The 17,818-nt window shown below is 67.8% G+C and carries 16 protein-coding genes; 11 read left to right on the top strand and 5 right to left on the bottom strand.

Translation table 11 applies throughout. The features are described from left to right. Positions 1–41: 41 nt before the first annotated feature. The 4 genes from BLS61_RS06980 to argE all read left to right on the top strand — a co-directional run bounded on the left by BLS61_RS06980 (position 42) and on the right by argE (position 3,869). A complete protein-coding gene (locus BLS61_RS06980; protein WP_090429266.1) occupies positions 42–1,382 on the top strand; it encodes a flavin-containing monooxygenase in 1,341 nt (446 codons plus the stop codon). Positions 1,383–1,386: 4 nt separating this feature from the next. Continuing rightward, positions 1,387–1,797 carry a RidA family protein gene (locus tag BLS61_RS06975; RefSeq protein ID WP_090429263.1) on the top strand — a complete coding sequence of 137 codons (411 nt, stop codon included), beginning with the start codon at positions 1,387–1,389 and terminating at the stop codon, positions 1,795–1,797. Positions 1,798–1,939: 142 nt separating this feature from the next. Continuing rightward, positions 1,940–2,614: a DUF1028 domain-containing protein gene (locus tag BLS61_RS06970; RefSeq protein WP_090429260.1), complete on the top strand. Its 675-nt coding sequence runs from the start codon at positions 1,940–1,942 to the stop codon at positions 2,612–2,614. Positions 2,615–2,711: 97 nt separating this feature from the next. Then, positions 2,712–3,869, top strand: a complete 1,158-nt coding sequence (gene argE, locus BLS61_RS06965) for an acetylornithine deacetylase (RefSeq protein WP_090429256.1) — start codon at positions 2,712–2,714, stop codon at positions 3,867–3,869. 95 nt (positions 3,870–3,964) lie between these two features. Here the strand turns inward: argE and BLS61_RS06960 are convergent, their stop codons facing one another. Then, on the bottom strand, positions 3,965–4,879 hold the full coding sequence (locus BLS61_RS06960; protein ID WP_090429254.1) for a LysR substrate-binding domain-containing protein: 915 nt from the start codon (positions 4,877–4,879) through the stop codon (positions 3,965–3,967). 204 nt (positions 4,880–5,083) lie between these two features. On the opposite strand from BLS61_RS06960, the gene BLS61_RS06955 reads away from it, so the two are divergent. From BLS61_RS06955 to ppk2, 4 genes are all read left to right on the top strand, one after another. After that, entirely contained in the window at positions 5,084–6,577 is a 1,494-nt protein-coding gene (locus BLS61_RS06955; protein ID WP_090429251.1) for an aldehyde dehydrogenase, read from the top strand. A 58-nt stretch (positions 6,578–6,635) separates the two neighbouring features. Continuing rightward, entirely contained in the window at positions 6,636–8,054 is a 1,419-nt protein-coding gene (locus BLS61_RS06950; RefSeq protein WP_090429249.1) for an APC family permease, read from the top strand. 139 nt (positions 8,055–8,193) lie between these two features. Continuing rightward, positions 8,194–9,576, top strand: coding sequence for an aspartate aminotransferase family protein (locus BLS61_RS06945; protein ID WP_090429245.1), 1,383 nt, complete (start codon positions 8,194–8,196; stop codon positions 9,574–9,576). A 129-nt stretch (positions 9,577–9,705) separates the two neighbouring features. Continuing rightward, positions 9,706–10,638, top strand: a complete 933-nt coding sequence (ppk2, locus tag BLS61_RS06940) for a polyphosphate kinase 2 (protein ID WP_090429243.1) — start codon at positions 9,706–9,708, stop codon at positions 10,636–10,638. Between the two features lie 80 nt (positions 10,639–10,718). On the opposite strand, the gene BLS61_RS06935 is transcribed toward ppk2, so the two are convergent. The 4 genes from BLS61_RS06935 to BLS61_RS06920 form a co-directional block, all read right to left on the bottom strand. After that, positions 10,719–11,660 (bottom strand): PstS family phosphate ABC transporter substrate-binding protein, encoded by a 942-nt coding sequence (locus tag BLS61_RS06935; RefSeq protein ID WP_090429240.1) that lies wholly within the window; start codon positions 11,658–11,660, stop codon positions 10,719–10,721. Positions 11,661–11,664: 4 nt separating this feature from the next. Next, entirely contained in the window at positions 11,665–11,892 is a 228-nt protein-coding gene (locus tag BLS61_RS06930; protein WP_090429237.1) for a hypothetical protein, read from the bottom strand. Between the two features lie 19 nt (positions 11,893–11,911). After that, positions 11,912–13,072: a Na/Pi symporter gene (locus BLS61_RS06925; protein WP_090429234.1), complete on the bottom strand. Its 1,161-nt coding sequence runs from the start codon at positions 13,070–13,072 to the stop codon at positions 11,912–11,914. Positions 13,073–13,139: 67 nt separating this feature from the next. Beyond that, positions 13,140–13,742, bottom strand: a complete 603-nt coding sequence (locus tag BLS61_RS06920; RefSeq protein WP_090429230.1) for a HutD/Ves family protein — start codon at positions 13,740–13,742, stop codon at positions 13,140–13,142. 226 nt (positions 13,743–13,968) lie between these two features. Between BLS61_RS06920 and hutI the strand changes: the two genes are divergently transcribed. From hutI to hutU, 3 genes are read left to right on the top strand one after another with little or no spacing between them, the layout of a single operon-like run. After that, positions 13,969–15,186 carry an imidazolonepropionase gene (gene hutI / locus BLS61_RS06915; RefSeq protein ID WP_090429226.1) on the top strand — a complete coding sequence of 406 codons (1,218 nt, stop codon included), beginning with the start codon at positions 13,969–13,971 and terminating at the stop codon, positions 15,184–15,186. After that, positions 15,176–16,111: a formimidoylglutamase gene (gene hutG / locus BLS61_RS06910; protein ID WP_090429223.1), complete on the top strand. Its 936-nt coding sequence runs from the start codon at positions 15,176–15,178 to the stop codon at positions 16,109–16,111. Before hutI ends, hutG begins: the two co-directional genes overlap by 11 nt. A gap of 26 nt (positions 16,112–16,137) precedes the next feature. Then, entirely contained in the window at positions 16,138–17,802 is a 1,665-nt protein-coding gene (gene hutU, locus BLS61_RS06905; RefSeq protein ID WP_090429220.1) for a urocanate hydratase, read from the top strand. Positions 17,803–17,818 lie beyond the last annotated feature (16 nt).

Below are 17,818 nucleotides of genomic sequence, written 5' to 3'. Positions count from 1 at the left end.
GACAGCACAACAACAACGATCAGCGTCCGAGGAACTCTGCCATGAACGACCTGAATCAAACCGCCTTTCAGCATTACCGGGATGCGGCGGCCCTGCCCGGCGAAGTCGACACTCTGGTGGTCGGCGCCGGCCAGGCCGGCGTGGCCGTCAGCGAGCACCTGAGCAAGCTCGGCGTACCGCACTTAGTGCTGGAGAAGAACCGCATCGCCGAAGCCTGGCGCAGTGGGCGCTGGGATTCGCTGGTGGCCAACGGCCCGGCCTGGCACGACCGTTTCCCCGGCCTGGAGTTCGACCTCGACCCCGACGCCTTCGCCGGCAAGGATCAGGTGGCGGACTACTTCGAGGCCTACGCCCGCCAGTTCGACGCGCCGATCCGCACCGGCGTGGAGGTCCGCCGCGTACGGCGCAACCCCGACCGCGTCGGCTTCACGGTGGAGACCTCCGCCGGGGTGATCCAGGCCAACCGTGTGGTCTCCGCCACCGGCCCCTTCCAGCGTCCGGTGATCCCGGCCATCGCGCCCAAGGACGAATCGCTCTACCAGATCCACTCGGCCGCCTACCGCAACCCGCAGCAGCTACCGGAGGGCGGGGTGCTGGTGGTCGGCGCCGGTTCCTCAGGGGTGCAGATCGCCGACGAGCTGATGCGTGCCGGGCGCCGCGTCTACCTCTCGGTGGGCCCGCACGACCGCCCGCCGCGGCGCTACCGCAACCGCGACTTCTGCTGGTGGCTGGGCGTGCTCGGCCTGTGGGACGCCGAGGCGGCGCAGCCGGGCAGGGAGCACGTGACCATCGCCGTCAGCGGCGCGCGGGGCGGCGAGACCATCGATTTCCGCCGCCTGGCCCAGCAGGGCATGACCCTGGTCGGCTTGACCGAGGCGTTCGACGGCGGCGTGGTGCGCTTCCAGGACGACCTGGCGGAGAACCTGGCACGTGGCGACGAGAACTACCTGGCGCTGCTCGACGCCGCCGACGCCTATGTCGCGCGCAACGGCCTCGACCTGCCGGAAGAGCCCGAGGCGCGGCGGATCTACCCGGATGCCGAGTGCATCCGTCAGCCGATTCGCGAACTCGACCTGGCCGCCGCCGGTATCGCCTCGATCATCTGGGCCACCGGCTACGCGGTGGATTTCAGCTGGCTGCAGGTCGATGCCTTCGACGCGGCGGGCAAGCCTGCGCACCAGCGCGGCGTGTCCAGCGAGCCGGGGGTGTACTTCGTCGGCCTGCCCTGGCTGTCGCGCCGCGGCTCCACCTTTATCTGGGGCGTGTGGCACGACGCCAAGCACATCGCCGACCACATCGCCATCCAGCGCTCGTACGCCGAGTACCGTGACGCCGGGCAGCGTCAGGCCAGCACCGTCCAACAAACCGCCTCTTGGGAGTAAGTCGATGCCCACCCATACCCGCATCCGCATGTTCAACACCAAAGACACCTACCCGAACCAGAGCCTGGACAACGACCTGTGCCAGGCGGTGCGCGCCGGCAACACCGTGTACGTGCGCGGCCAGGTCGGCACCGACTTCGAGGGCCGTCTGGTCGGCCTCGGCGACGCCCGCGCGCAGACCGAGCAAGCGATGAAGAACGTCAAGCAGCTGCTGGAAGAGGCCGGCAGCGACCTGTCGCATATCGTCAAGACCACCACCTACCTGATCGACCCGCGCTACCGCGAGGCGGTCTACCAGGAGGTCGGTAAGTGGCTCAAGGGCGTGTTCCCGATCTCCACCGGCCTGGTGGTCTCGGCCCTCGGCCAGCCGCAGTGGTTGATGGAGATCGACGTGATCGCGGTGATCCCGGACTGAAAGCTACTGCGCTCGGCCATGCTGTGTTGAAAACGGCTTCGGAATGCTCATTTACAGTTTGTAAACTCCGCTTCCTCAGCCGTTTTCGCCTTGCCTGTCCTTCGCTCGCGACGCTTTCAGAATTTGTCGTCAAGGAGGCTTTATGACCTTTTCCATCGTCGGCCGCTGCAGTGAAACCGGCCAGCTGGGCATCGCCATCAGCTCGTCGAGCATCGCCGTCGGCGCGCGTTGCCCCTGGCTGCGCGCCGGGGTCGGCGCGGTGGCATCGCAGAACGTCACCCTGCCGGCCCTCGGCCCGCAGATTCTCGATTTGCTCGAGGCCGGCCACGAGCCTGCCGCGGCGCTGGACCAGGCCCTGGCCCGCAACGGCTACAGCCAGTACCGCCAGGTCGCGCTGCTCGACGGCCAGGGCCGCAGCGCGTTGTTTTCCGGCAGCCAGGCGCTCGGCGTGCATAAAGCCCTGGCCGGCGAACAATGCGTGGCCGCCGGCAACCTGCTGGCCTCCGCGGCGGTAATCGAGGCGCTGGTCAGCGCCTTCGAGCAGAGCCCGGGGCAACTGGCCGAGCGCCTGCTGGCGGCCATGCACGCGGCCATAGCCGCCGGCGGCGAAGCCGGGCCGGTGCATTCGGCGGCGCTCAAGGTGGTCGGCGACCTGACCTGGCCGATGGTCGACCTGCGCGTCGACTGGGCTGAGCAGGACCCAATCGGCGAGCTGGACAAACTCTGGCAGGCCTATGCCCCGCAGATGCAGGACTACCTGATCCGCGCCCTCGACCCCACCGCTGCGCCCAGCTATGGCGTGCCGGGCGACGAGTAGATAACGGCAGCGCCTCTCCCCAGCCCTCTCCCACCGATGGGAGAGAGGCTGGGGGAGAGGGTGGCAATGTGTTGCAACCATCCCAGGAGACACCCCCATGCTCACCAGCCGCGACCTGCTTGCCCGCCTGATCGCCTTTCCCACCGTCAGCCGCAACTCCAACCTGGCACTGATCGATTTCGTCCGCGATTACCTGAAGGGCCTCGGCCTGAGTTGCGAGCTGGACTACAACGCCGAGCGCAGCAAGGCCAACCTGCATGCCCGCATCGGCCCGGCCGGCGGCGGCGGGGTGATGCTCTCCGGGCACAGCGACGTGGTACCGGTGGACGGCCAGGCCTGGAGCGTGCCGGCCTTCGCGCTGACCGAGCGCAATGGCCTGCTGTACGGCCGCGGTACGGCGGACATGAAGGGCTTCATCGCCTGCGTGCTGGCCGCCGTGCCGCGCTTGCTCAAACGACCGTTGCGCCGACCGCTGCATATCGCCCTCTCCTACGACGAGGAAGTGGGCTGTCTCGGCGTGCGCAGCCTGGTCGAACGCCTGCGCTCCAGCCCCGAGCGCCCGGCCATCTGCCTGATCGGCGAACCCACCGAGATGCGCCCGGTGCTCGGCCACAAGGGCAAGCTGGCGATGCGCTGCCAGGTGCACGGTGCCGCCTGCCACTCGGCCTATGCGCCGCAAGGGGTCAACGCCATCGAGTACGCCGCCAAGCTGATCGGCAAGCTCGGCGAGATCGGTGCGCAGCTGGCCGCGCCGGCGCGCCGCGACGCACGCTTCGACCCGCCCTATTCGACGGTGCAGACCGGCCTGATCCAGGGCGGCCGGGCGCTGAACATAGTCCCGGCCGAATGCCAGTTCGACTTCGAGGTGCGCGCGCTGCCGGCCGACGATCCGCAGCAGGTGGCGCGTGATCTGTGCGCCTACGCCGAAACCGAGCTGCTGCCGCAGATGCGCGCGGTGAGCGCGGCCAGCGCCATCGAGTTCCAGGCGTTGTCGGCCTACCCGGGCCTGGCCACCGACCCGCAGGGCGAAGCCGCCGAGCTGCTGGCACTGCTCAGCGGTTCGCGGGATTTCAGCACCGTGGCCTTTGGCACCGAGGGCGGGCTGTTCGACGAAGCAGGCATCGCCACGGTGATCTGCGGCCCCGGCAGCATGGAGCAGGGCCATAAACCCGACGAGTTCGTCAGCCTGCAACAGCTGGACGCCTGCGACGTGCTGCTGGCGCGGCTGGCGCAGTGGCTGCAGCAGGACGCCTGAAACGCCCACGGATGGCATCCGGGAGCCTTCGCAATCACCATCTACAGTTGGACGCAGAACGCTGGCGCCGATGCCCGGGCCGTATGCTCCAGCCCTTAGCCCCTGTCTCCCGCCGCCAACTGCTCCTTGCAGTACTCGACGAACAGCTGCGCCGGCTTGGTCAGTTGCGCGCGCTTGAGCCAGGCGGCGACCAGGCCGGAGCCGCTGACCTCTTCGGCGATGTCCACCATCACCACCTTTCGCCCGTCGTAGGTGCATTCCGAGTGCGGGCGGGTGACCAGCAGGGAGAAGCCGAAGCCCTGGCCGACCATGCCGCGCACCATCTCGATCGACGGCGAGCTGAAGACGATGTTGGGGCTTAGCCCAAGCTCCTCGAACAGGCTGACGAAGTAGGTGCGGCTCGGCAGCACGTCGAGCAGGATCATCGGTTCCAGGCACAGGTCGCGTAGCGACACCAGGGCCTGGCCGGTGAAGCGGTGCCCTTCGGGGAGCAGGGCGTACGGCTTCTGCGGCGGCATCAGCGGTTCGCTGTCGATGGTGGCGTCGAGGTCGTGGGCGTAGAGGATGGCCAGGTCGAAGCGCCCGGCGGTCAGGCCCTGCACCAGCTCCTGCTGCTCTCCGTCGCGGATGCGGATCTCCACCCCGGGGTAGAGCGCGTTGAAGCCGGCGATCAGACGCGGTAGATAGAGCGGGGCGACGGTCTCGAAGCAGCCGATATCGATCTGCCCGGCGATCACGTCATTGTCGGCCAGGGCGTTCTGCTCGAACTCGCGAGCCATGCGCAGCAGTTCCTGGGCTTTCTTGTAGAAGCGCGCGCCGCCCGGCGTCAGCGACACGCCCTGGGCGTGGTGGCGGATAAACAGTTGCAGGCCGAAGCTGTCCTCCAGGCCCTTGATCGCAGTGGAGATCGACGGCTGGGCGATATACAGCTTGCGCGAGGCCTCGGCCACGCTGCCGCATTCCACGGTGGTCACAAAGTACTTGAGCTGACGCAGGGTGTAGGTGGCCATTGGGCTCCTCCGGCGCGGATCTGCAGACCCGTCTTGTGATGGATTTCGAGGCCTCAACATACTCCAGCGCCCGCCGCCAGCAGCCCAGTTTTTTCGTAAGTCGCGAACATATATTTACTAATTTCGCTGTTTTCCCCCCTGCGCCACCATCGACCTCGACAACAACAAGGGCCGCCCATGACGGCCGTGGCGAGGATCGAGGCGATGTTGCAACTCTCCGACTGGCAGCAGCGGGCTGCCGCCCAGGCTTTCCCCACCGGCGCACTGATCGACGGGCGGCTGCGCCCGGCCGCATCCGGCGCCAGTTTCGCGTCGATCAACCCGGCGACCAACAAGCTGCTGGCCAATGTCGCCGCCTGCGACGGCGCCGATGTCGACGCCGCCGTGGCCAGCGCCCGCCGCGCCTTCGAGCAGGGCCCCTGGCCGCGCATGGCGCCGCGCGAGCGCAAGGCGGTGCTGCTGCGCCTGGCCGAGCTGATCCTGGCCAACCGCGAGGAGCTGGCGCTGCTCGACTCGCTGAACATGGGCAAGCCGGTGATGGATGCCTACAACGTCGACGTGCCCGGCGCCGCCGGCGTCTTCGCCTGGTACGGCGAGGCGCTGGACAAGCTCTACGACCAGGTCGCGCCTACCGCCGGCAACGTCCTGGCCACCATCGGCCGCGAGCCGCTGGGGGTGATCGGCGCCGTGGTGCCCTGGAACTTCCCCCTCGACCTGGCCGCCTGGAAGTTGGCCCCGGCACTGGCCGCCGGCAACAGCGTGGTGCTCAAGCCGGCCGAACAGTCGCCGTTCTCCGCCCTGCGCCTGGGCCAGCTGGCGCTCGAGGCCGGCCTGCCGGAGGGCGTGCTCAACGTGCTGCCGGGCCTCGGCGAGAGCGCCGGCAAGGCCCTCGGCCTGCATATGGACGTGGACTGCCTGGCCTTCACCGGCTCCACCGAGGTGGGCAAGTACTTTATGGCCTACGCAGCTCAATCAAACTTGAAGCAAGTTTGGCTGGAGTGTGGCGGCAAGAGCCCCAATCTGGTGTTTGCCGACTGCCAGGACCTCGACCTGGCGGCGGAGAAGGCCGCCTTCGCCATTTTCTTCAACCAGGGCGAGGTGTGCTCGGCCAATTCGCGGCTGCTGATCGAACGCTCGATCCACGACGAGTTCGTCGAGCGCCTGCTGGCCAAGGCTAGCGACTGGCAGCCGGGCGACCCGCTCGATCCAAACAGCCGCATGGGCGCCATCGTCGAGGCGCGGCAGACCGAGCGGATCATGGCCTTTATCGACCAGGCCCAGGGCGAGGGCGCGCGGCTGGCTTGCGGCGGCCAGCGCCTGCGCGTTGGCGGCTCGGACAACTTCATTACCCCGACCATCTTCACCGGCGTGCAGCCGAGCATGCGCCTGGCCCGCGAGGAAGTATTCGGCCCGGTGCTGTCGGTGACCGCCTTCGATAGCGAGGACGAGGCCCTGCGCCTGGCCAACGACAGCGTCTATGGCCTGGCTGCCTCGCTGTGGACCGACGACCTCAACCGCGCCCACCGCGTGGCCCGGCGCCTGCGCGCCGGCACCGTGTCGGTGAACACCGTGGACGCCCTCGACGTCTGCGTGCCGTTCGGCGGCTGCAAGCAGTCCGGCTTCGGCCGCGATCTGTCGCTGCACGCTTTCGACAAGTACAACCACCTGAAAACCACCTGGGTTCAACTGCGCGGCTGAGTCGCGCGCGGGCCCGTCGTTCCACCTGTCACAACAACAAGATTGCAGGAGAACCACCATGATCGATCCCGATGTCAGCCTCGCTTCCACCTTGGCCACGGAGCGGCCCGTCGCCAAGCCCAGGGCCCGCCTCGGCCTCGGCGCCCTGCTCGCCGTGGCCATTGGCCTGGTGGTGTCGCAAGGCGTGATGGTGCTGATGCTGCAGGGCGCCGGCATCGCCGGGTTGGGCTTTCTGATCCCGCTGACCCTGGCCTTCTTCCTCGCCCTGACCTACGTCATGTCGTTCTCCGAGCTGGCGCTGATGATTCCCCGCGCCGGCAGCCTGAGCAGCTACACCGAGGTGGCCCTGGGGCACTTCCCAGCGATCCTCGCCACCTTTTCCGGCTATGTGGTGGTGGCAATGTTCGCCCTGTCGGCCGAGCTGCTGCTGCTCGATCTGATCATCGCCGAGGTCTACCCCGGGGTGGTCCCCAGCATGAGCATCGCCTATGGCGTGCTGATCCTGTTCACCCTGCTCAACCTGCTCGGCATCGACCTGTTCGCCCGCCTACAGTCGGCCCTGGCGCTGGTGATGGTGATAGTGCTGCTGGCCCTGGGGCTGACCGCGATGACCGGCAGCGGCAGCCAGCCGGCGCTGACTCAGGCCCTGACCCACGACTGGAACCCGCTCGGCGCCGGGGTGCTGACCCTGGTGGCGCTGGCCATCTGGGGCTTCGTCGGCGCCGAGTTCGTCTGCCCGCTGGTGGAGGAGTCCAAGCAGCCGGAACGCAACATTCCCTGGTCGATGATGCTCGGCGTCGGGGTGATCTTCGTCACCATCGCCCTGTACTCCATCGGCGCGCTGTTCTACGTGCCGCAGGAGGAGCTGGCCAGCGCCGCGCTGCCGCACTACCTGTTCGCTACTGCGCTGCTCGGCGAAGGCGGCAAGCTGTTCCTGGTGATCGCCGCGGCCACCGCCACCTGCAGCACGCTCAATACCTCGCTGGCGGCCATCCCGCGCATGTTGTTCGGCATGGCGGTCAACGGCCAGGCCTTCCCGCAGTTCAAGCTGCTCAGCAAGCGCTTCAACACGCCCTGGGTGGCGGTGCTGTTCGTCGCCCTGATCACCGGCGCGCCGGTGCTGCTGATGGGCGATCGGCCCGACGCCATCGGCCTGTTGCTGCTGGCCGCGGCCATCGCCTGGCTGCTGGCGTACATCATCTGCCATCTCGACGTGATCGCCCTGCGCCGTCGCTATCCGGACCTGGCGCGGCCGTTCAAGACGCCGTTCTACCCGCTGCCGCAAGTGCTCGGCATCGCCGGCATGCTGGTGTCGATCTACTACGTGTCGCCCAGCCCGGAGATGACCGCGAGCATCTTCTACAGCGCCGGCGCGGTGCTCGGCTTAGTGTCGCTGATCGCCGTGCTGTGGATCAAACTGGTGATGCGCAAGCCGCTGTTCACCCCCGAGCCGCTGGAGCAGGTGCTGGCTCGGTAGGGTGTCGCGGGGCCGCCTAGGCCGTGCGCACCAGCATCTCCGCAGGTATCGGTGCGCGCAGCGCACCCTACGCGAATAACCGATTTTCCGCCGGGGCCCGGCCCGGTACCCGACAACCCATCGAGGCGAGGTCACTGCCATGACAGTCCCCCACACTCCCACCCGCTCCACCCGCGACTACCAGCAACTGGACGCGGCCCACCATATCCATGCCTTCGTCGACCAGAAGGCGCTCAACGCCGAGGGCCCGCGGGTGATGGTGCGCGGCGAGGGGCTGCACCTGTGGGACAACGACGGCAAGCGCTACCTCGACGGCATGTCCGGCCTGTGGTGCACCAACCTCGGCTACGGCCGCAAGGACCTGGCCGCCGCCGCCAGCCGCCAGCTGGAGCAGCTGCCGTACTACAACATGTTCTTCCACACCACCCACCCGGCGGTGGTGGAACTCTCCGAGCAGCTGTTCAGCCTGCTGCCGAGCCACTACAGCCACGCCGTCTACACCAACTCCGGCTCGGAAGCCAACGAGGTGCTGATCCGCACCGTGCGCCGCTATTGGCAGATTCTCGGCAAGCCGCAGAAGAAGGTGATGATCGGCCGCTGGAACGGCTACCACGGCTCCACCCTGGCCAGCACCGCGCTGGGCGGGATGAAATTTATGCACGAGATGGGAGGACTGATTCCCGATATTGCCCATATCGACGAACCCTACTGGTTCGCCGCCGGCGGCGAGCTGAGCCCGGCCGAGTTCGGCCGCCGCTGCGCCCTGCAGCTGGAGGAGAAGATCCTCGAGCTGGGCGCCGAGAATGTCGCCGCCTTTATCGCCGAGCCATTCCAGGGCGCCGGCGGCATGATCTTCCCGCCGCAAAGCTACTGGCCGGAGATCCAGCGCATCTGCCGCCAGTACGACGTGCTGCTGTGCGCCGATGAGGTGATCGGTGGTTTCGGCCGCACCGGCGAATGGTTCGCCCACCAGCACTTCGGCTTCCAGCCCGACACCCTGTCCATCGCCAAGGGCCTGACCAGCGGCTACATCCCCATGGGCGGCCTGGTGCTGTCCAAACGCATCGCCGAGGTGCTGGTGGAGCAGGGCGGCGTCTACGCCCACGGCCTGACCTACTCCGGCCACCCGGTGGCGGCGGCAGTGGCCATCGCCAATATCAAGGCGCTGCGCGACGAGGGCGTGGTCGAGCGGGTCAAGGTCGATACCGGCCCCTACCTGCAGCAGTGCTTGCGCGAGGTGTTCGCCGGCCACCCGCTGATCGGCGAGATTCAGGGCAGCGGTCTGGTCGCGGCATTGCAGTTCAGCGAGGACCCGGCCAGCCGCAAGCGCTTCGCCAACGAAACCGACCTGACCTGGCGCTGCCGCAGCATTGGCTTCGACAACGGCCTGATCATCCGCGCCACTGGAGGGCGCATGATCATGGCCCCGGCGCTGGTGGCCACGCGCACCGACCTGGACGAGTTGGTCAGCAAGACCAAGCTGGCGGTGGACCAGACCGCACGGGAGATCGGCGTGCTCTAGCGCCCAGCTTGGTAGGACCGACGCGCAGCTTTGCAAGGGGCTGCGCCTTTTTGCCGGTCACGCCGCTGTCATTGCTGCTCGCTAGCCTGGGGTGACCCAGCCGGGCAATCCAGTCAGCGAGGAGCGGTCATGACCGATCAGATGTACAGTTCGTTACAGGCCTACGAGCAGCTGCTGCAGGCCGAATTCCAGGACAGCCTCGACGAGGAACTGGAAATGGAGCTGGACGATGCGCGCATGGATGGCCTGATCGCCCGCGCCGAAGGCGGCGTTCCGTTGCAGCCGGGCGATCTGTCGCGGCGCACCTACTTCTCCGAGCTGCTGCGTCTGCAGGGCGAGCTGGTCAAGCTGCAGGATTGGGTGGTGCACAACCAGCTCAAGGTGGTGGTGCTGTTCGAGGGCCGCGACGCCGCCGGCAAGGGTGGGGTGATCAAGCGCGTCACCCAGCGCCTCAACCCGCGTATCTGCCGGGTCGCGGCGTTGCCGGCACCCAACGACCGCGAACGCACCCAGTGGTACTTCCAGCGCTACGTGTCGCACCTGCCGGCCGCCGGGGAAATGGTCCTGTTCGACCGCAGCTGGTACAACCGCGCGGGCGTCGAGAAGGTCATGGGCTTTTGCAGCGATGCCGAGTACGAGGAGTTCTTCCGCTCGGTGCCGGAGTTCGAGCGCATGCTTGTGCGCTCGGGCATCCTGCTGATCAAGTACTGGTTCTCCATCACCGACAACGAGCAGAACCGCCGCTTTCTGGCGCGCATTCACGATCCGCTCAAGCAGTGGAAACTGAGCCCGATGGACCTGGAGTCGCGGCGACGCTGGGAGGCCTACACCCAGGCCAAGGAAGTGATGCTCGAGCGCACCCATATCCCCGAGGCGCCCTGGTGGGTGGTGGAGGCCGACGACAAGAAGCGCGCACGGCTCAACTGCATCGCCCACCTGCTCAGCCAGATTCCCTACCAGACGGTGCCGCGGGCACAGGTGCAACTGCCGGCGCGGGTCTACAACCCGGACTATCTGCGCATGCCGGTGCCGGACAGCATGCTGGTGCCGTCGCGCTACTAGCCTCCGCGACCATGTGTCGATGGTAGGGTGCGCCGCGCGCACCGGGTCGCTGCGGTGCGTACGGCTTGCCCTGCGCGCGCTCAGGGCGTCTTGCTCAGGGCCTCCAGGCTGCTGCGGTAGCTGTCGCGGGCCAGCGGCATATAGCCGGTGAAGTGAATCCAGCCGGGCAGGCCGTCCAGGTAGTGCCGCAGAAAGCTGTCTAGCAGCGGCTTGTCCGCCAGGCTGCGCTGGCTGACGTAGAGAAACAGCGGCCGGGTCAGCGGCTGGTAGCGGTTCTGCGCGACCGTCTCCAGGGTGGGGAAGACCGCGCCTTTGCCGGCGTCGACGGCCACCAGCTTCAGCTCGTCCCAGTGCCGGTGGTAGGCGCCGATGCCGAAGAAGCCCAGGGCATTGGGCTGCGCGGCGATGGCCCTGGCGAGAAACTCCTCGTCCTCGCTGGCCTGGTAATCCTGCCGGCTGCTGTGCGTGGTGCCGACGATGGCCTGGGTGAACACGTCGTAGGTGCCGGAGTCCTGGCCGCGGCCGAACAGCACGATGGGCTCATCCGGCCAGTCCGGCCGCAGGTCGCGCCAGCTGTTGAGCTTCTTCTCGGCAGCCGGTGACCAGAGCTTCTTCAGCTCCTCGACGCTGATGGCATCGACCCAGGTGTTGGCCGGGTTGACCACCACGGCGATGGCGTCCATGGCCAGCGGCACAACGCGAAAGTCGATGCCTCTGGCCTGACACTGGGCCAGTTCCTCGGCATTGATTTCCCGTGAGGCGTTGTTGATGTCGGTCTCGCCGGCGCAGAAGCGGCGAAAGCCGGCTGCGGTGCCGGAGAAGTCCACTGCGATACGGCTGCCCACGGCCGCGCGCTCGAAGCGTCGCGCCGCCTCGCGGGTCAGCGGAAACACCGTGCTGGAGCCATCGATGTGCAGGTCGGCCTCGGCCAACGTCACCGGTGGCGCTTCGTAGCAGGCGCTGAGCAGGCTGACGGCGAGGCCGCCGAGCAGCGGCTTGGCGAGAGAGAGTCGGGTCGTCATGGGATCACGCCTTGGGCTTGCGCCATTCCTGTTTGAGCGAATTCCAGAACAGCTGCAGGCTGCTGAGCTTGGTATCGACGGCATCGATATAGTCGTCGAGGTGCTCGATCTGCTCGTGCTGGGCCTGCTCCTGCTCCTCCATCCCGGCCAGTTGCATCTCCAGCTCGTTGAGGGTTTCGCGCAGCTCGTGGATGCGCTGCTGAGTTTCGTGGCGACTCTGTTCGCGTCTCATGGCAACTCCTTGGCAGGGCTCAGATCTGGCTGGCGCCGATCAGCAGCAGGGGCAGGGCGAAGAACACACCGGCGATGTAGGCGGCCACGTAGAGCTTGCTGCGCTGCGCCAGCGTGGCCAGGCCCTCGGCGATCATCGGCGGCACGCCACGCAGCAAGGGCAGTGCGTAGATGATGAGGATGCCCAGCAGGTTGAACAGCAGGTGCACCAGGGCGATCTGCATGGCCACCTCCGCGGTCGGCCCGGTGATCGCGGTGGCAGCCAGCAGCGCGGTGACGCAGGTGCCGATATTGGTGCCAAGGGTGAAGGGGTAGACCTGCTTGAGGCTGAACACGCCGCTGCCGGCCAGCGGCACGATCAGCGCCGTGGTGGTCGAGGACGACTGCACCAGCACGGTGATCACGCTGCCCGAGGCGATGCCGGACAGCGGGCCGCGGCCGACGCTGGCATGCATGATGTCCTTGGCGCGGCCGACCACCACCTTGCGCAGGACCTTGCCGATGGCCGTGACCACGAACAGGATCATCGCCACGCCGATCAGGATCAGCGCGACGCCGCTCCACACCGCGCCGGGCAGCCAGCTGACGCTGCCCGCGAGCAGGTCGGAGGCCGGCGACAGCAGGGTCTTCATGAAGTTGACGCTCTTCATGTCGACGCTGGCATCGCTGACCAGCAGGCCGGCGAGCGATTCGGACAGGCGCTGCAAGGGCTGGAACAGCAGCTCCAGCGGCAGCAGGATGGCCACCGCGGTGATGTTGAAGGCGTCGTGCACCGTGGCTGCCGAGAAGGCGCGGCGGAACTCCTCGCCGCTGCGAATATGGCCGAGGCTGACGATGGTGCTGGTCAGCGAGGTGCCGATATTGGCGCCCATGATCAGCGGAATGGCGATGGGAATCGGCAGGCCGCCGGCGACCATGCCGACGATGATCGAGGTCACGGTGCTGGAGCTCTGGATCAGTGCGGTGGCCACCAGGCCGATCATCAGGCCGACCAGCGGGTTGGTGGCGAAGGCGAAGAGTTCGCGGGCGTTGTTGCCGGTGGCGGCCTTGAAGCCGTCGCCGATGGCGCCAACGCCGGCCAGCAGCAGGTAGATCAGCGCCACCACCAGCATCCAGGACAGCCACTGGCGCGTGGCCGGCAGCGAGGGTTCGACGGGCAAGACATCGGCATTGGTGGTCATCGGCCATTCTCCCTGGTGGCAGCAATGGCTCGATGCTGGTGGCGCGGGGTTAAGTTTTGATGACCGCTCAGCTACCGTTGGTCTCGCGCCACAGCCAGGCCAGATAGAGCAGGGCGGGTTGCCGGGCATGCAGCGCCAGCGCGCCTGGCAGGCTTTCCAGCAGCAACCCCTGGCCGCTTTCCAGCGAGCGCATTTCACCTTCCGCCAGCCGGCATTCCACGGCCGCGCCAGCCTGACACCAGAGCAGCATCACCTCGGCATCGTTCTCCACCTCCTGCTGCCCATGCAGCGGTAGCGGGACGAGGCGATGGCGCCAGGCACCGCGGCGGGTCATCAGATTGAGGTCGCCGACCGCGCCGTCCAGCAGCGCCGCGGTGATCGCCTCCTCGCCGGCAAACTGCGCCACCGCGCCGCCGGCGTGCAGCTCCTCGATCCGTCCGTTGCCACGCTGCAGGCGCAACCCCGCGCCACTCAGCAGCGCCAGGCTGCGATCGACGCCGGCAAAGTTCGAGAAGGGGCCCGCCGTGCCGACCCGCGCGCTGCTGATGCGCCAGGCGAAATCCTCCAGCCCGGCGCCCGCTGGCGCGATGGCCAGTTCCAGGGTTTCACCGCCGCCGTTCTTCCAGGGCATGGCGCGGGCGGAGGCGAGGTCGAGCAGGGTGCAGGGCATGCTTTCTCCAAATGTATATACATAGACGTAAGCCGACGAATGGCAGCTGTCGATGGCGCCGGCGCGCAGTCTCTATCTCACGGGCGAATCGGCTCCGTATCAGGTGCTTCGCTGGTTGAGCGGCGGCTTTCACCGTCGGATGACCATCCGGTCAGGCAAGCCGGCATGGCTTGACGGTCGACCGAACCACTCATATTGTATATACAAAACAAGCAGGGAGAAGCCCATGCCGACACAATCAACTTCGAAACGGCTGTGGCGCGACGTGCAGGTCTTCGATGGCCTGGTGCAGCTGAGCGAGGCGATGAATGTGCTGGTCGAGGACGGGCGCATCGCCGGTCTGTGGCCGGCGCGCGAGTTCAACGAGGCATGTGCCGAGGGCGCCGCCTGCGCCGGCCGCGGCGGGGTGCTGACTCCCGGCCTGGTCGATTGCCACACCCATCTGGTCTACGCCGGCAACCGCGCCGGCGAGTTCGAGCAGCGCCTGGAGGGCGTCAGCTACGAGGAGATCGCCCGTGCCGGTGGCGGCATCCTCAGCAGCGTGCGCGCCACTCGCGCGGCCAGCGAGGACGAGCTGATCGCCGCCAGCCTGCCGCGCCTCGATGCGCTGCTGGCCGATGGCGTGACCACGGTGGAGATCAAGTCCGGCTACGGCCTGACCGTCGCCGATGAGCTGAAGATGCTGCGCGTGGCCCGCCGCCTCGGCCAGCTGCGCCCGGTACGGGTGCTCACCACCCTGCTCGGCGCCCACGCGCTGCCGCCGGAATACGCCGGTCGCGCCGACGACTATGTGAGCCTGGTCTGCGAGGAGATGATTCCGGCCGCCGCAGCCGAAGGCCTGGCCGATGCGGTGGACGTGTTCTGCGAAGGCATCGGCTTCTCCCCGGCGCAGTGCGAGCGCATCTACCAGGCGGCCAAGGCCCATGGTCTGGCGATCAAGGCCCATGCCGAGCAGCTGTCCAACCTCGGCGGCAGCGCCCTGGCCGCGCGCTACGGCGCGCTGTCCGCCGATCATATCGAATACCTCGACGAGGCCGGCGTGCGCGCCATGGCCGAGGCCGGCACCGTCGCCGTGCTGTTGCCCGGCGCCTTCCATGTGCTGCGCGAAACCCGGCTGCCGCCCATCGAGCTGCTGCGTCAGTACGGCGTGCCGATGGCCGTGGCCAGCGACGCCAACCCCGGCACCTCGCCGATCTGCATGCCCACGCTGATGGCCAACCTGGCCTGCACCCTGTTCCGGCTGACCCCGCGCGAAGCGCTGGCCGGCATGACCGCCCACGGCGCCCGTGCCCTCGGTCTGCCCGACCTTGGCCGCATCGCTGTCGGCGCGCCTGCCGATCTGTGTCTGTGGGATATCCAGCAGCCGGCCGAACTGGCCTACGCAGTGCAGGCCGGGCGCCTGCGCCAGCGCGTTTTCAAGGGAGAAGTGGTTTATGCACGCTGACCGTCATTGCATGAGCGCCTGGACCGGCCGCACCGATCCTGAAGCCGACAGCGCGCGCTGGCACCAGCGCATCCGCGCGCTCAACGAAGCCAGCGAGCCGGGCCTGGCCCTGCTCGGCTTCGCCTGCGACGAGGGGGTGCGCCGCAACCATGGCCGCGTCGGCGCCGCCGGCGCGCCGCAAAGCGTGCGCAAGGCGCTGGCCAACCTGGCCTGGCATCGTCAGGCGCCGGCCTATGACGCCGGTGACGTCACCTGCGAAGACGGCGACCTGGAAGCGGCCCAGGCCCGCCTCGGTCGCAACGTCTGCGCGCTGCTGGATGCCGGCCACCTACCAGTGGTGATAGGCGGCGGCCACGAGGTGGCCTTCGGCAGCTGGTCCGGTCTGGCCGAGCACCTCTCCGGCAACCCTGCGCCGCAGATCGGCATCGTCAATTTCGATGCCCATTTCGACCTGCGCGACCCGGCCCATGTGCATTCCTCCGGCACCCCCTTCGCGCAGATCGCCGAGCAGTGCGCCGCGCGCGGCTGGCCATTCCGCTACGCCTGCCTGGGCGTCAGTCGCGCCAGCAACACCCGCGCGCTGTTTTCTCGCGCCGCCGAGCTGAACGTGCTGGTGCGCGAAGACCGGGAAATCCGCGAGGCCACCCTGGAGTCCATCGGCGCCGAGCTGGACGCCTTCGCCGCCGGCTGCGACGCGCTCTACCTGACCATCGACATCGACGTGCTGCCGGCCTGCGAGGCGCCCGGCGTCAGCGCCCCGGCCGCCCGTGGCGTGCGCCTGGAGCTGCTCGAGCCGCTGATCGAGCGGCTCAAGGCCAGCGGCAAGCTGCGCCTGGCCGACCTGGCCGAGATCAACCCCGAATACGACATCGACAACCGCACCGCCAAGGTGGCGGCGCGGCTGATTCATCTGCTCAGCCTCTGAGCCCCGAACAACAAGAGGAAACCGCTGTGACCACCAAATACCGCGACACCGAAATCCGCGCCCCGCGCGGCACCACGCTCACCGCCAAGAGCTGGCTGACCGAGGCGCCGCTGCGCATGCTGATGAACAACCTCGACCCGGACGTGGCCGAAAACCCCAAGGAACTGGTGGTGTACGGCGGCATTGGCCGCGCCGCGCGCAACTGGGAGTGCTTTGATGCGATCGTCAAGACCCTCAAGGAGCTGAACGACGACGAGACCCTGCTGGTGCAGTCCGGCAAGCCGGTCGGCGTGTTCAAGACCCACAGCAATGCGCCGCGCGTGCTGATCGCCAACTCCAACCTGGTGCCGCACTGGGCGAGCTGGGAGCACTTCAACGAACTGGATGCCAAGGGCCTGGCCATGTACGGCCAGATGACCGCCGGCAGCTGGATCTACATCGGCAGCCAGGGCATCGTCCAGGGCACCTACGAGACCTTCGTCGAAGCCGGTCGCCAGCACTACGGCGGTGACCTCAAGGGCCGCTGGGTGCTGACCGCCGGCCTGGGTGGCATGGGCGGTGCCCAGCCGCTGGCCGCCACCCTGGCTGGCGCCTGCTCGCTGAACATCGAATGCCAGCAGAGCAGCATCGACTTCCGCCTGCGCAGCCGTTACGTCGACGAGCAGGCCACCGATCTGGACGACGCCCTGGCGCGCATCGCCAAGTACACCTCTGAAGGCAAGGCCATCTCCATCGCCCTGCTGGGCAACGCCGCCGAGATCCTGCCGGAACTGGTCAAGCGTGGCGTGCGCCCGGACATGGTCACCGACCAGACCAGCGCCCACGACCCGCTCAACGGCTACCTGCCCATCGGCTGGACCTGGGCCGAATACAAGGATCGTGCAGCCACCGATCCGGCGGGCGTGGTCAAGGCCGCCAAGCAGTCCATGGCCGTGCACGTCAAAGCCATGCTCGACTTCCAGAAGATGGGCGTGCCGACCTTCGACTATGGCAACAACATCCGCCAGATGGCGAAAGAGGAGGGCGTGGACAACGCCTTCGACTTCCCCGGTTTCGTCCCGGCCTATATCCGCCCGCTGTTCTGCCGCGGCATCGGCCCGTTCCGCTGGGCGGCGCTGTCCGGCAACCCCGAGGACATCTACAAGACCGACGCCAAGGTCAAGGAACTGATCCCCGACGACGCCCACCTGCACCGCTGGCTGGACATGGCCCGCGAGCGCATCAGCTTCCAGGGCCTGCCGGCGCGTATCTGCTGGGTCGGCCTGGGCCAGCGCGCCAAGCTCGGCCTGGCCTTCAACGAGATGGTCCGCTCCGGCGAGCTGAGCGCGCCTATCGTGATCGGTCGCGACCACCTGGACTCAGGCTCCGTGGCCAGCCCCAACCGCGAGACCGAGGCCATGCAGGACGGCTCCGACGCCGTGTCCGACTGGCCGCTGCTCAACGCCCTGCTCAATACCGCCAGCGGCGCCACCTGGGTCTCGCTGCACCACGGCGGCGGCGTCGGCATGGGCTTCTCCCAGCATTCGGGTATGGTCATCGTCTGCGATGGCACCGACGAAGCCGCCGCGCGCATCGCCCGCGTGCTGACCAACGACCCGGGCACCGGGGTGATGCGTCATGCCGACGTCGGTTACCAGATCGCCATCGACTGTGCCAAGGAGCAGGGACTGAAGCTGCCGATGATCGGTTAAGACAAGTTCGCCGTCG

It is taken from the genome of Ectopseudomonas guguanensis (assembly GCF_900104265.1).
In the GTDB taxonomy this organism is placed as follows: domain Bacteria; phylum Pseudomonadota; class Gammaproteobacteria; order Pseudomonadales; family Pseudomonadaceae; genus Aquipseudomonas; species Aquipseudomonas guguanensis.
This window is presented reverse-complemented; position numbering and strand designations above follow the sequence as displayed.

Coding starts and splice junctions, on each gene's coding strand:
- BLS61_RS06925 (WP_090429234.1), bottom strand. CDS start 13,072: ATGACCACCAATGCCGATGTCTTGCCCGTCGAACCCTCGCTGCCGGCC.
- BLS61_RS06960 (WP_090429254.1), bottom strand. CDS start 4,879: ATGGCCACCTACACCCTGCGTCAGCTCAAGTACTTTGTGACCACCGTG.
- ppk2 (WP_090429243.1), top strand. CDS start 9,706: ATGACCGATCAGATGTACAGTTCGTTACAGGCCTACGAGCAGCTGCTG.
- BLS61_RS06975 (WP_090429263.1), top strand. CDS start 1,387: ATGCCCACCCATACCCGCATCCGCATGTTCAACACCAAAGACACCTAC.
- BLS61_RS06920 (WP_090429230.1), bottom strand. CDS start 13,742: ATGCCCTGCACCCTGCTCGACCTCGCCTCCGCCCGCGCCATGCCCTGG.
- BLS61_RS06935 (WP_090429240.1), bottom strand. CDS start 11,660: ATGACGACCCGACTCTCTCTCGCCAAGCCGCTGCTCGGCGGCCTCGCC.
- BLS61_RS06930 (WP_090429237.1), bottom strand. CDS start 11,892: ATGAGACGCGAACAGAGTCGCCACGAAACTCAGCAGCGCATCCACGAG.
- BLS61_RS06950 (WP_090429249.1), top strand. CDS start 6,636: ATGATCGATCCCGATGTCAGCCTCGCTTCCACCTTGGCCACGGAGCGG.
- BLS61_RS06980 (WP_090429266.1), top strand. CDS start 42: ATGAACGACCTGAATCAAACCGCCTTTCAGCATTACCGGGATGCGGCG.
- BLS61_RS06955 (WP_090429251.1), top strand. CDS start 5,084: ATGTTGCAACTCTCCGACTGGCAGCAGCGGGCTGCCGCCCAGGCTTTC.
- BLS61_RS06945 (WP_090429245.1), top strand. CDS start 8,194: ATGACAGTCCCCCACACTCCCACCCGCTCCACCCGCGACTACCAGCAA.
- hutG (WP_090429223.1), top strand. CDS start 15,176: ATGCACGCTGACCGTCATTGCATGAGCGCCTGGACCGGCCGCACCGAT.
- hutI (WP_090429226.1), top strand. CDS start 13,969: ATGCCGACACAATCAACTTCGAAACGGCTGTGGCGCGACGTGCAGGTC.
- argE (WP_090429256.1), top strand. CDS start 2,712: ATGCTCACCAGCCGCGACCTGCTTGCCCGCCTGATCGCCTTTCCCACC.
- BLS61_RS06970 (WP_090429260.1), top strand. CDS start 1,940: ATGACCTTTTCCATCGTCGGCCGCTGCAGTGAAACCGGCCAGCTGGGC.